Origin of the sequence: Rahnella sp. PAMC25617 (assembly GCF_050606005.1) — a bacterium.
Taxonomy (GTDB): Bacteria; Pseudomonadota; Gammaproteobacteria; order Enterobacterales; family Enterobacteriaceae; genus Rahnella; species Rahnella variigena.
Window position 1 is genome coordinate 636807 of record NZ_JBOCUM010000006.1, and the last position, 13515, is coordinate 650321.

Genomic DNA, 13515 nt, shown 5'->3' on the forward strand with positions numbered 1-13515 from the left:
CTTACTTATTCAACGCTAACTCTCTTCGCCCTTCTCAAAACGTTTCCCAGTTCTCAGCACTTTTCGCGCTATTCGCCGAAAGCACCCCGCCCATCCCGGTATCCGGACGCAGCAACGGAGCGGAAACCGCTTTCGCTGGACGTCCCTTCACGTTGGTCACGCTGTCTTTGAGTTTGAACGTGGCCACGGCGTTGTTGAGTAATGCAGCCTGTTCTTCCAGAGAAACCGCAGCCTGCGATGCCTCTTCAACCAGCGAGGCGTTCTGCTGCGTCACACTGTCCATCTGAGTGATCGCCACCGCCACCTGACCGATGCCTTTGCTTTGCTCATCAGATGCCGAAGCGATTTCCGCCATGATATCGGTGACATGCGTAATTGAGCGCACCACTTCATTCATCGTCAGACCGGCGTTTTCAACCAGTTTTGAACCGCTGTCGACGCGGGAAACCGATTCACTGATCAGGGATTCGATTTCTTTCGCCGCCTGGGCGCTGCGCTGTGCCAGATTGCGCACTTCGCTGGCGACCACCGCAAATCCACGCCCCTGTTCGCCCGCACGTGCGGCTTCAACCGCGGCGTTCAGCGCCAGAATGTTGGTCTGGAAAGCAATGCTGTTGATGACCGACGTAATTTCAGCAATTTTCTTTGAGCTGCCGGAAATGTCTTTCATGGTACTGACCACGTCCGCCACAATATTACCGCCCTTCTGCGCCGTGCCGGAAGCTTCAATCACCAGCTGGCTGGCGTGATGTGCGTTATCGGCATTGTGTTTCACCGTCGCTGTCAGTTCTTCCATGCTGGCTGCGGTTTCTTCCAGAGCAGAAGCCTGTTCTTCGGTACGCGAAGACAAGTCATTATTGCCCGCTGAAATTTCCGATGCGCCCTGATAGATATGGTTAGTACAGTTACGGATCGTCTGCACCGTATTCACCAGACTCGCCTGCATCACATTCAGCAGCGGGATCAGTTTACCGGCGCAGTTTTTACCGAACTCTTCCATATACTGCGTCAGGTCACCGCTGGCGATCACCGCGAACTGATCGCGGATTTTATCCAGCGGTTTCACCAGCGCCATCACCAGATAACGATCGGTCAGCAGCAACAGGATCAAACCAATACCAAATGCGCTCAGCTGGATCACTTTGCTCATGTAGGTCAGATGATTGGATTCATTTTGTGCGGCCTGAAAATCAACTGCAATCTGGCTGCTGACCTTTTCCATTGATAAACCAAAAGTACGGCTCAGCGCCGGAACCGTGGTGTTGGCTAACTGGTTATAGGTGTCGGTATTCTTACTGCTGGCAGCATTGAATAACGGCGTAACGCCCTGTGTCAGCAGGTTTTCCCAACTGGTCTGCAGTTCCTGAATGGCTGATTCTTCCAGGCCCGGATGGGGTACTGATTTAAAACCAGCCAGCGCCTGAGTCAGTCCATCAAGAGATTGTTTGGCACTGTCAAAAATTTCAGGGCCTTTTGACGGGTCAGCCTGAAGCTGTGCAACCGCACGACTCAGACGCGTCACGGTACGGAAATACTGATCGTTGCCTTTGCTGATCAGCGTCATGTTGTTGACCAGTTCGGTACTGTTCCTGGTATTTTGCGTTAATGTGCCAAGTGATGTGACGGTATAAAGGGAAACACCAGCCCACATCACGCAGAAGATGCCAAGAATGGTTAATAAAGCGGCCCTGATGGTAATATTTTTTAAAAACTGCACGATATGCCTCTCTCGAAACAGGACTGTTTCTGGTCTGAGGATTGACGGGGATGCGGAGAATCAAAACAGGTAACCAGCAGGCTTACGCCCCCGGACATGTTTGAACACCTCTCCGGGCATCGATTTCTTTATTATGTTGAGATTGCTCTCGCATCATCTATCGGCGGGACATGCATAAACTTAAGGAAGGAGCCGGTATATTTCTTCACTTTGCTTATGACCTCAGGAACTCTGTGGTTGATAAGCACACGATGGCGATAACACTTTAAAATATTGCCCGATAAACTTATTCCCCAGTTAAGAAGGCGAGCAGAAGCATATTCTCCGCCTCGCGAGTTTGGTATCATCTTCGCTATTATTGCCTGCAATGCAGGGCACTTCATTTAGAACAAGAGGTTAGATAATCTTATGGCCGTTGTAGGTATCTTCTTTGGATCCGATACAGGTAACACCGAAAACATCGCTAAAATGATCCAGAAACAATTGGGTAAAGATGTGGCTGAGGTGCATGACATTGCGAAGAGCAGCAAAGAGGATCTGGAAAAATTCGATATTTTGCTGATCGGAATTCCAACCTGGTATTACGGTGAAGCGCAGTGTGACTGGGATGACTTTTTCCCGTCGCTCGAAGAGATAGATTTCGAAGGTAAGCTGGTTGCCCTGTTTGGCTGCGGCGATCAGGAAGACTATGCCGAGTATTTCTGCGATGCACTGGGTACCGTGCGCGATATCATTGAGCCACGCGGCGCAGTGATTGTCGGACACTGGCCAACTGAAGGTTACCACTTTGAAGCATCCAAAGGCCTGGCAGATGATAAGCACTTCATCGGACTGGCAATTGACGAAGACCGTCAGCCGGAACTGACCGCTGAACGTGTTGATGCGTGGGTGAAACAGATCACAGAAGAACTCAGCCTTTCAGAAATTATCGGCTAAAACCCTGTTGGCCCTGAGGATTTATTCTACAATTGAAGGGCCAAACTATTACTGAAATTAACAATTTAACCGCTACAAAATTGTAACTTTTGGTCGTATCAAGGTACACTGAGTTCATCTGTTTTTTCTATCGATCAAGTCGTTGCATTATTAATGTGACAGGCAATTTGTGATCTTTATTAACAGGCTGTCGTTTACGAGAATGGGCACACTTCCCTTAAACGAAGAACAGTAAACGAACAATTTTGTGCCGCCGATGCCACAGGCTGCATGCCTCAACTTGATTAGCACATAGTAACAGGACTGAATCCGCATGACTGACAACAACACCGCACTGAAGAAAGCCGGCTTAAAAGTCACGCTTCCGCGCCTCAAAATCCTGGAAGTGCTGCAAGCGCCGGAAGGTCATCACGTTAGTGCGGAAGATCTGTACAAGCAACTGATTGATATGGGCGAAGAAATTGGTCTGGCCACGGTTTACCGTGTTCTGAACCAGTTTGATGATGCTGGTATCGTCACCCGTCATAACTTCGAAGGCGGCAAGTCCGTATTCGAACTGACTCAGCAACATCACCACGATCACCTGATCTGCCTGGATTGCGGTCGTGTGATTGAATTCCGTGACGAATATATTGAAGGTCGTCAGCGTGAGATTGCTAAAAAACATGGCATTAAACTGACCAACCACAGTCTGTACCTGTACGGTCACTGTGAAGCAGGCGACTGCCGTGAAGATGAATCTTTGCACAATGACAAACCTGCGCATTAATTTGCACAGCTTCGATTGTCGCAAATACTCTAAATAAACTAACCGCTGGAAAGCGGTTTTTTTATGTCTGCGTTTCACCCCGAACACAGACGCCGCTTACCGACGTAAAAAACCCCGGCAAGCCGGGGTTTCGCTTTTGATAATGATGATTTTGCCAGCTAAGGCTTTTACAAAAATCTGCTATTAATTCGCCATTACAGGCGCGTTATTGGATGTGATTTCCTGCCAGATTTTACCGCAATCCGCCGCATATGCCTGACCATCACCGGTTTTGCGCGCCGTCAGACAGCGCTGGTAATCCAGCACGCGTACTGTTTCCTGTTCCGCAAATTTTTGGTGTTCTTTTTCCTGTTTCAGCTTGTTCAGCAACACCTGACAAGTCGCCAGTTTGTCCGGATTACCTTCTGAAGAATTAATACACGCGCGGTAGTCTTCACGCGTTTGCGAAATCTGAGCCTGATCGGCCGTTGGCGCACAGCCTGCCAGCAGAACAACAGATACCGCCATCATCAGTAATTTATTCATCGACATAACGACCTCAGAAAATAGTGAATGGAGCAATAACGATGAATTTCACGTCTTTTTCATCCTGGAATATGTTGCCGTAACCCCCGCCCCAGCTCGGAATATCCGAGTGGTTGTCGTACTGGGTGTAATGCAGTTTGAACAATGTCCCCTTAGCGCGGCCTTCCTGAATGGTGTAAAGCGCATCCAGGCTCCAGGCGGTCTCTTTCAGACGCTGGCTCTGGTCATAAGCGGCATTGGTACTCGGTTTGGCGTCCCACGCGTAAACGTAAGAACCCCCGACGGCAAAGCCCGGCAGATCCCATTTCGCCAGATCGTAAAGTACGCCGGCGTACACCGCTTTCTCGCCGTTGGCGTTGAAGTCCGAACGGTTATCCCACCACACGTCAAGACGACCGTTGGAGGAGGAATACGTCGGGGTCATACGTTGCAGGAAGTAGCCCTGATTACCTTCCGCTTTGACCATCGTACCTTCCAGCCGCCAGTTAAACTGACCGGTGGTGTAACCGAAAGTCAGCGCCTGCAACCAGGCCATCCCGTCATACAAGCTGTTCGGATCGTTCTTATTGCTGATGCGATCTTCCGCACCGTAGAACTGGTAGCTGGTGGTCAGCGGATTGCCCATCAGATCGATTTTGTAAGACGCTTTGGCAAAATACTGATCGACGTAACTTTCAGCCTGACCAAAAGCGCCTTCCAGCACAAAGTCGTTTTTGAAGTCGTATTTCGCTCCAAGAGAGTGGATGTACGAAACGCCCGTTTTCTTATCGTTCTGGCGGAAATCATCCATTTCCAGATGCCACGGAGATTTATATTCGTCCGCCCACATGTAGGAGAAACTCAACTCTCCCGGATCACCGAAGTCATGCTTGTAGCCCGCTTCCGCGCCGCGGTAAGTTCCCGGCATGAAGCTCCAGTGCGGCGCAATCAGTGTCTGGCCCGTTGGCTGGATGTAGCCGGCATGTCCCCAGAATCCGCCGTATTTAAATTTACCGGCGGCTTTGTACAGGCTGACCCCACTTTTATCGCCGGAGTAATCTTCGTCGTAGGCACGGTTGCTGTTGGAGAAAGCGATTTCGTTGGGATGTCCGCTTTCGCTGCTTTCGGCCATTTCAATCGCCGTAAAGGCTGCGATATCAATACCAAACATGTCCCAGGCATAGCCGGAAGAAAAATCGAGATTCAGGTTTGCGGTAGAATGCGAAAGGTTGGTTGTGTAGTCTTTGTAGTTGTCGCTCGCCGGATCCATGTCCTTGCGGTCACGCTCACGCTGCCAGTAATACACACCGCCGGTCAGCGTCGAATCATCAATAAAACCTGCCGCTTTGGCATCTTCAGAAAACATCATTCCGCCACCCAATAAGGTGCCGGCAAGAGAATATAGTGCAGGTTTCAGGTAAGCCGATCCCCTGCCCCTGTTAAGGTGCTTGTGCATAGAAATTCCTCATCTTTGACTAAAAAATACCAACAAAACCCAAACGGGTATTAAAAGCGGCCGCCAAAGGCGTAACCGGTTAATTCATGATCAAGAGTATTTTTCGCGACGCGAATTATCAATGAGTAATTACTCCTTGATCGCCGAAGTATGACTAAGTGCACATAAAGATGAAAAAGTGTAACAAAAAGCTTTAAGAAAGGGTCAGGCAGAGAGTTGATAAAAATAAATAATAGAATCAGTAAATTGTAAATTTTAAGCTTTCATTTAAACGTTTCAGCACACAAAAAACAGGGTTTAAAAGTAAACATCAAAAATACATTAATTCGCGATGAAAAACAAAATCACCATGCACCTGTCATTACTAGCAGACAGAAATAGCAGACATAAAAAAAACGCAGCCGGAGCTGCGTTTCATCAGTCGTTCAAACAAGCCATTCAGAGGCAATTACACGACGGGTTTGCTTTCCCAGGTATCACGCAGACCAACGGTACGGTTGAACACCAGATTGTCAGCGCTTGAGTAGCGGCTGTCGGCGCAGAAGTAACCTTCACGCTCGAACTGCAGGCTGATTTCAGCCTGAGCAGCCACCAGAGAAGGCTCAACAAAACCGTGAGCAATCACCAGCGATTCCGGGTTGATCGTGGTCAGGAAGTCTTCTGCCTGGCCAGGATTCGCCACGATGAACAGACGGTCATACAGACGGAATTCCGCCGGTTTACCTTCTGTCGCAGAAACCCAGTGGATCACACCTTTCACCTTGCGGCCATCAGCGGGATCTTTGCTCAGCGTTTCGATATCGTAAGAACAGAAGATGGTGGTGATATTGCCTTCTGCGTCTTTCTCAATGCGTTCCGCTTTGATCACATACGCATTGCGCAGACGAACTTCTTTGCCCAGCACCAGACGCTTGTACTGTTTGTTCGCTTCTTCGCGGAAATCAGCCTGATCGATGTAAATTTCGCGCGTGAACGGCACTTCGCGGGTACCCATTTCCGGCTTGCTCGGATGATTCGGCATTTTCACCATCTGCACGTCATCACCGGTAAAGTTCTCGATGATCACTTTAACCGGATTGATAACCGCCATGGCGCGCGGTGCGTTTTCGTTCAGATCGTCACGAATACAGGATTCCAGCGCCATCATTTCGACGTTGTTATCTTGTTTTGTCACGCCGATACGACGGCAGAATTCACGGATAGACGCGGCAGTGTAGCCACGGCGACGCAGACCGGAAACGGTCGGCATACGCGGGTCATCCCAGCCTTCAACGATTTTATCCGTCACCAGCAGGTTCAGCTTACGCTTGGACATGATGGAGTATTCGAGATTCAGACGGGAGAACTCGTACTGACGCGGATGGCATGGAATGCTGATGTTATCCAGCACCCAGTCGTACAGACGACGGTTGTCCTGGAATTCCAGCGTACACAGTGAATGGGTGATCCCTTCCAGCGCATCGGAAATGCAGTGGGTGAAATCGTACATCGGGTAGATGCACCATTTGTTGCCGGTCTGATGGTGTTCTGCAAATTTGATACGGTAAATTACCGGATCACGCATCACGAAGAATGGCGAAGCCATATCGATTTTTGCACGCAGACACGCAGCGCCTTCAGCAAATTCGCCGTTACGCATTTTTTCGAACAGCGCGATGTTCTCTTCTACGCTGCGATCGCGATACGGGCTGTTTTTACCCGGCGAGGTCAGGGAACCACGGTATTCGCGGATCTGATCAGGAGACAGTTCATCAACATACGCCAGACCTTTATTGATCAGTTCCAGCGCATAGGCGTGCAGCTGATCAAAATAGTCTGAAGAATAGTGAATATCACCACTCCAGTCGAAACCTAACCATTGCACGTCGTGTTTGATGGACTCAACGAATTCAATATCTTCTTTTGCCGGGTTGGTATCGTCAAAACGCAGGTTGCACTGCCCCTGATAGTCTTGCGCGATGCCAAAATTCAGGCAGATAGATTTCGCATGACCAATATGCAGATAGCCATTAGGCTCAGGCGGGAAACGGGTATGAACGGTATTGTGTTTCCCGGTCGCCAGATCTTCATCAATAATCTGACGGATAAAATTTGTTGGGCGGGCTTCTGCCTCACTCATTGTGCAATTCCTCTACGCGACATTTGACTCTACGGATAACCGCTTATGTTCCAACAAGCCACGTAAGGAAACAACCGTTAGTTGCATAAAATCGTGGTTATCTGCATGACTTCTGCTTAGAAGCAATAAAAACGCGGGAAGAGATTACTCTCTTCCCGCGACAGGGCTTTCTACTGTGAATCAATCAACAGAGTTACTTACTCTGGATCTCGAACAGTTTGGTCTGACCGGCAACCACTGAGCCGCTGGCCAGAGAAATCACACCGGTGTAATCGTCGATGTTGCTGACCACAACCGGGCTTATCATTGAGCGCGCATTGGCGTTCAGATAATCCAGATCCAGTTCCAGTACAGGCTGACCAGCGACGACCGTTGCACCTTCTTCAACCAGGCGGGTGAAGCCCTGACCGTTCAGTGCAACCGTATCAATCCCCATATGCACCACGATTTCAGCGCCGGAAGTGGTTTCCAGGCAAAACGCATGGTTGGTATTGAAGATTTTCACCACAGTACCGGCCGCAGGAGAAACGACGATTTTGTCTGTCGGACGAATAGCGACGCCATCACCGACCGCTTTGCTGGCAAATGCTTCATCAGGCACCTGATCCAGCGCAACGATGTCACCGGTAACCGGCGAAACCAGCGTCTCTACGACGGTTTTGACGCTGTTTGGCACAGCCTGCGGCGCTGCTTTAACCGCAGCCACTGGCGTAACGACACCGGCAGCAATCGGGCCACGCGCCATCACTTTCTTCATGGCATCTGCCAGAGATTCTGCTTTAGCGCCGACGATAACCTGAATACTTTGTTTGTTCAGACGAACAATACCTGATGCGCCCAGACGTTTACATGCGGCGTCATCAACGGTGCCGGCATCTTTCACGTTCAGACGCAGACGGGTAATACAGGCATCAATACCTTTGAAGTTATCAGAACCACCCAGAGCACCGATGTAGCTCACAGCCAGCTGATTCAGACCTTCTTCAGTGTTGCTGTTTGCTTCAGGCTCACCGATATGATCAACGTCGTCTTCACGACCTGGCGTTTTCAGGTTGAACATACGGATGATAACGCTGAACAGAACGAAGTAGATGATGAAGAAGATCACACCCATCACCAGCAACATCCAGACGTTTTTACTTGCTGCTGGCAGGTTGTACATCAATGCATAGTCGATGGCGCCTGCAGAGAAGGAGAAGCCTGCGTGAATGCCCAGAGCGGTTGCGATGTACAGGCTGATCCCGGTCAGGATGGCGTGCACTAAGTACAGCAACGGAGCAAGGAACATGAACAGGAATTCTAATGGCTCGGTCACACCGGTCAGGAATGCAGTCACCGCGACGGACACCAGCATACCGCCTACTAACGGACGACGCTCTTTCGGTGCAGCGAAGTACATGGCACAGGCTGCGCCTGGCAGACCGAACATCATGATTGGGAAGAAGCCGGACATGAACATCCCTGCAGTGCCGTCACCCGCGTAGAAGCGGTTGATGTCACCGTGGAATATAGTACCTGCAGCGTTAGTGAAGTCACCAATCTGGAACCATGCGATGGTGTTCAGAACCTGATGCAGACCGGTTGGGATCAGCAAACGGTTAACGAAACCAAAGATACCTGCACCGAATGCGCCAGCACCTACGATCCACTCCCCGCCCGCACGGATTGCATCCTGCACCGGAGGCCAGACGTAACCGAAGATAGCGGCCAGAATCAGACAGAAGAAGCCGGTTGCGATAGGAACGAAGCGTTTCCCACCGAAGAAGCTCAGGAAGTCAGGCAGTTTGATATCAGACCAGCGGTTGTAAACCATACCGCCCACCAGACCGGTGATAATACCGGCCAGCACGCCCATGTTTACCGCAGGGTTGATGGTGATCATCGCTTTAGTCAGGATGAAGTAACCAATACCACCGGCTAATGCTGCTGCACCCGCATTGTCTTTAGACCAGCTGGATGCCACACCAATAGCAAAAATTAATGCGAGGTTATCGAAAATCCCGCCACCGGCTTGCGCGATGAAAGGCATATTAAGAAGATCAGGCTGACCGAAACGCAGCAGTAAAGCAGCGACCGGCAGTACGGCTATCGGCAGCTGTAGCGCTCTGCCTAAACGCTGAAAGAATCCAAGAATATTCACATTTCCCCCTATCCGCCGTCAGGCGAATCACCTAAGTAGTTTAATTAGTATGGTTACTACCTTTACATTTACCGTTCCGATTTAACCAACTGCACTTATAACTAACAGCACTGCGAGTGTAAAAAGATTATTTCGTATCGCAAATTAAAACCTCTCTTTTTGTGAGAAATGTCACCAAAAAGAGGTCATAACATGCCATCAGACTGGTCAACACACAAAACTTATTTTATCATTAAAAAAATCTAGACGGCATTGTGCCAGTCATAAACCGCCGCGGTGGTTTACGCTTAACAAGACCGCCTTTGAACTGACGAACTTAGTTTTTACTTTGACTACGTATATCCGCAGTCATTGACGTTGCAGGAAGGCGGCAATCGAGTGGATCCCGATGAGCTTACACAGGTAAGTGATTCGGGTGAGCGAGAGCAGCCAACGCCCCTGCAGCGTCAAGGACAAAGGATATCAACAGTATATTCAATATTCTGAAACTAGAGGTACGTGATGAGACTTATTCCTTTAAACACCACCACTGAAGTTGGCAAATGGGCTGCACGTCATATCGTTGAACGTATTAACGCTTTCAAACCTACCGCCGACCGTCCTTTCGTTCTGGGCCTGCCTACTGGTGGTACCCCTCTCGAAGCTTACAAACATTTAATCGCCATGCATAAAGCAGGCCAGGTTAGCTTCAAGAACGTCGTCACCTTTAACATGGATGAATATGTGGGTCTGCCGCAGGAACACCCTGAGAGCTACCATACCTTCATGTATAAAAACTTCTTTGATCACGTTGATATTCCACGCGAAAATATCAACTTGCTGAATGGTAATGCACCCGACGTCGACGAAGAATGTCGCCAGTACGAAGCGAAAATTAAGTCTTACGGCAAAATTAACCTGTTCATGGGTGGCGTGGGTAACGACGGTCATATCGCGTTCAACGAACCGGCTTCATCCCTGGCTTCACGTACGCGTATCAAAACCCTGACCCATGAAACCCGTATCGCGAACTCCCGTTTCTTCGACAACGATGTGTCTCAGGTGCCAAAATTCGCCCTGACCGTTGGCGTGGGTACGCTGCTGGATGCGGAAGAAGTGATGATTCTGGTTACTGGTCACGCGAAAGCGCAGGCGCTGGAAGCCGCTGTTGAAGGTAATATCAACCACATGTGGACCATCAGTTGCCTGCAATTACACGCAAAAGCCGTTATGGTGTGTGATGAACCTTCCACCATGGAACTGAAAGTCAAAACTGTTAAATATTTCCGCGAGTTAGAAGCGGAAAATATGAAGAACCTTTAATTAACTGAGTCCCCGAAAGCATTGGAGTTGCAGCAAGGCGGCAACGGAACGAGTCTCCGGGAGCTTACTCAAGTAAGTGACCGGAGTGAGTGAAGGTAGCCAACGCTGCTGCGGCTCAAAGGATTTAGGGGAATGGGGGCATGATGTACGCATTAGTGAACTGCCGGGTCTATACCGGTCATGACGTTCTGGATAACCACGCGGTAGTGATTGCCGATGGCAAAATCGAACGTGTCTGCCCGGTGAGTGAATTGCCGGCGAATGTGGAAACCCGCAGTCTGGACGGCGCCATTCTTGCCCCCGGATTTATCGATCTGCAACTTAATGGTTGTGGCGGCGTGCAGTTCAACGATTCTCTGGAAGCCATTTCAGTAGAAACGTTAGAAATCATGCAGAAAGCCAATGAAAAATCCGGCTGTACCAGTTTCTTACCGACGCTGATCACTTGTAGCGACGACTACATGAAACACGGTATCAGCGTGATGCGCACGTATCTGGAAAAGTATCCGAACCAGGCTTTGGGTCTGCATCTGGAAGGGCCATACCTCAGCCCGGCAAAAAAAGGCACGCATAATCCAGCCTTTATCCGCCTGCCAGACAGCGCCATGATTGATTTCCTGTGCGCGAATGCTGATGTAATTACCCAACTGACGCTCGCACCGGAACAGGTTGATGCGAAATATATCCGCCAGTTGCGTGATGCAGGGATCGTGATTTCCGCAGGCCATTCAAATTCAACGTATGCTGAAGCCCGTGCCGGTTTTGCGGCAGGTATCAGCTTTGCGACGCACCTTTATAATGCAATGCCCGCCATTACCGGTCGTCAGCCTGGCCTTATTGGTGCAATCTTCGATACGCCTGAAGTGTATACCGGTGTGATTGCAGATGGTTTGCATGTGGACTGGGCCAATATCCGTAACGCGAAAAAGCTCAAAGGCGAGAAGCTGGTGCTGGTCACTGATGCCACCGCGCCAGCGGGTGCGAATATTGATGAGTTCATTTTTGCCGGTAAAACAATATACTACCGTGACGGACTCTGTGTGGACGAAAACGGTACGCTGAGCGGCTCTGCGCTGACGATGATCGAAGCGGTGCAAAACAGCGTCGAACATGTCGGAATAGCTCTGGATGAAACGCTGCGTATGGCATCGCTTTATCCGGCTCGCGCCATTGGTCTTGAAGATCAGCTTGGCAGCATCGAAGCAGGTAAAGTCGCCAACCTCACCGCGTTCACTCATGATTTTAAAATCACAAAAACTATCGTTAATGGTGACGAAGTTTAATTGAGCGGATAACAGCATTGATGACAACTGGCGGACAGCAGGCACAAATCGGCAACGTTGATCTGGTTAAGCAGTTAAACGGCGCAGCCGTTTACCGCCTGATTGACCAGCAAGGGCCCATCTCGCGCATTCAGATTGCCGACATGAGCCAGCTGGCACCCGCCAGTGTCACCAAAATTACCCGGCAATTGCTTGAGCGCGGGCTGATCAAAGAAGTGGATCAGCAGGCTTCCACGGGAGGCCGCCGCGCAATTTCCATCATTACTGAAACCCGCCCTTTCCACGCTATTGCGGTGCGCCTTGGCCGCCACGATGCAACGATTACCCTCTACGATCTCAGTGCCAAATCGCTGGCTGAACAATATTACGCCCTGCCCGAGCGCACTCAGGAAACGCTGGAGAACGCGCTGTTCGAGGCTATTGCCCAGTTCATCGAGCTGAATCAGCGTAAAATCCGCGAACTGATTGCCATTTCTGTCATCCTTCCGGGGCTGGTCGATCCTAATAAAGGAATTGTGCGCTACATGCCGCATATCAGCGTCGGTGCGTGGAAATTAGTGGATGCGCTGGAGGCAAAATTTAAAGTCACCAGTTTTGTTGGCCACGATATCCGCAGTCTGGCGCTGGCTGAGCACTATTTCGGTGCGACCCGCGACTGTCAGGACTCGATTTTGGTTCGTTTACACCGTGGTACAGGTGCCGGGATCATCGTTAACGGGCAGATTTTCCTGGGCAGCAACGGCAATGTGGGGGAAATCGGGCATATCCAAATTGATCCGCTGGGCGAACGCTGTCATTGCGGTAATTTCGGTTGTCTGGAAACCGTTGCGGCCAACGCCGCCATCGAAAATCGTGTGCGCCACCTGCTTACGCAAGGCTATGCCAGCAAACTGAGCCTGGAAGACTGTTCGATTTCCGCCATTTGTAAGGCCGCCAATCGCCACGATGCGCTAGCCACCGAAGTCATTGAGCATGTGGGGCGCCAGTTGGGTAAAGGCGTTTCGATTGCCATTAACCTGTTTAATCCGCAAAAAGTGGTGATTGCCGGTGAAATCACGGAGGCCGACAAAGTACTGCTTCCTGCGATTCAGAACTGTATTAATGCGCAGGTTCTGAAGGATTTCCGCCGCAATTTACCCGTAGTGACGTCAGCCCTGAATCATCAGTCTGCGATTGGCGCTTTTGCGCTGGTCAAACGGGCGATGCTGAATGGCGTTCTGTTGCAGCGTCTGATGGAAAATTGAGACGTGCTATAGTATCAGGCTGCCAGGAATGGGACTGAAAATGTG

General features: G+C 50.1%; 10 protein-coding genes. 5 read left to right on the forward strand and 5 right to left on the reverse strand.

Annotation, left to right across the window (positions count from 1 at the left end):
• Window positions 1–34 precede the first annotated feature (34 nt).
• Window positions 35–1717: a methyl-accepting chemotaxis protein gene (locus ACM615_RS09025; RefSeq protein WP_431011788.1), complete on the reverse strand. Its 1683-nt coding sequence runs from the start codon at window positions 1715–1717 to the stop codon at window positions 35–37.
• Window positions 1718–2125: 408 nt separating this feature from the next.
• Here ACM615_RS09025 and fldA point away from each other — a divergent pair, with 408 nt between their 5' ends.
• The gene (gene fldA, locus ACM615_RS09030; protein WP_112287653.1) at window positions 2126–2653 is read left to right on the forward strand and encodes a flavodoxin FldA; all 528 of its coding nucleotides are present in this window, start codon (window positions 2126–2128) and stop codon (window positions 2651–2653) included.
• Window positions 2654–2966: 313 nt separating this feature from the next.
• A complete protein-coding gene (fur, locus tag ACM615_RS09035; protein WP_015698140.1) occupies window positions 2967–3422 on the forward strand; it encodes a ferric iron uptake transcriptional regulator in 456 nt (151 codons plus the stop codon).
• A 183-nt stretch (window positions 3423–3605) separates the two neighbouring features.
• On the opposite strand, the gene chiQ is transcribed toward fur, so the two are convergent.
• The 4 genes from chiQ to nagE form a co-directional block, all read right to left on the reverse strand.
• Complete coding sequence (gene chiQ, locus ACM615_RS09040; protein ID WP_165353136.1) at window positions 3606–3947, reverse strand: ChiQ/YbfN family lipoprotein; 342 nt, start codon at window positions 3945–3947, stop codon at window positions 3606–3608.
• A 13-nt stretch (window positions 3948–3960) separates the two neighbouring features.
• The gene (chiP, locus tag ACM615_RS09045) at window positions 3961–5382 is read right to left on the reverse strand and encodes a chitoporin ChiP (RefSeq protein ID WP_132965156.1); all 1422 of its coding nucleotides are present in this window, start codon (window positions 5380–5382) and stop codon (window positions 3961–3963) included.
• A gap of 448 nt (window positions 5383–5830) precedes the next feature.
• Entirely contained in the window at window positions 5831–7501 is a 1671-nt protein-coding gene (gene glnS / locus ACM615_RS09050) for a glutamine--tRNA ligase (RefSeq protein ID WP_132965154.1), read from the reverse strand.
• A gap of 193 nt (window positions 7502–7694) precedes the next feature.
• On the reverse strand, window positions 7695–9641 hold the full coding sequence (gene nagE / locus ACM615_RS09055; RefSeq protein WP_112287649.1) for a PTS N-acetyl glucosamine transporter subunit IIABC: 1947 nt from the start codon (window positions 9639–9641) through the stop codon (window positions 7695–7697).
• Between the two features lie 501 nt (window positions 9642–10142).
• Between nagE and nagB the strand changes: the two genes are divergently transcribed.
• The 3 genes from nagB to nagC all read left to right on the forward strand — a co-directional run bounded on the left by nagB (window position 10143) and on the right by nagC (window position 13470).
• Complete coding sequence (nagB, locus tag ACM615_RS09060) at window positions 10143–10943, forward strand: glucosamine-6-phosphate deaminase (protein WP_112287648.1); 801 nt, start codon at window positions 10143–10145, stop codon at window positions 10941–10943.
• Between the two features lie 143 nt (window positions 10944–11086).
• Window positions 11087–12226, forward strand: a complete 1140-nt coding sequence (nagA, locus tag ACM615_RS09065) for an N-acetylglucosamine-6-phosphate deacetylase (protein WP_113876050.1) — start codon at window positions 11087–11089, stop codon at window positions 12224–12226.
• A gap of 20 nt (window positions 12227–12246) precedes the next feature.
• Complete coding sequence (gene nagC, locus ACM615_RS09070; protein WP_431011789.1) at window positions 12247–13470, forward strand: DNA-binding transcriptional regulator NagC; 1224 nt, start codon at window positions 12247–12249, stop codon at window positions 13468–13470.
• Window positions 13471–13515 lie beyond the last annotated feature (45 nt).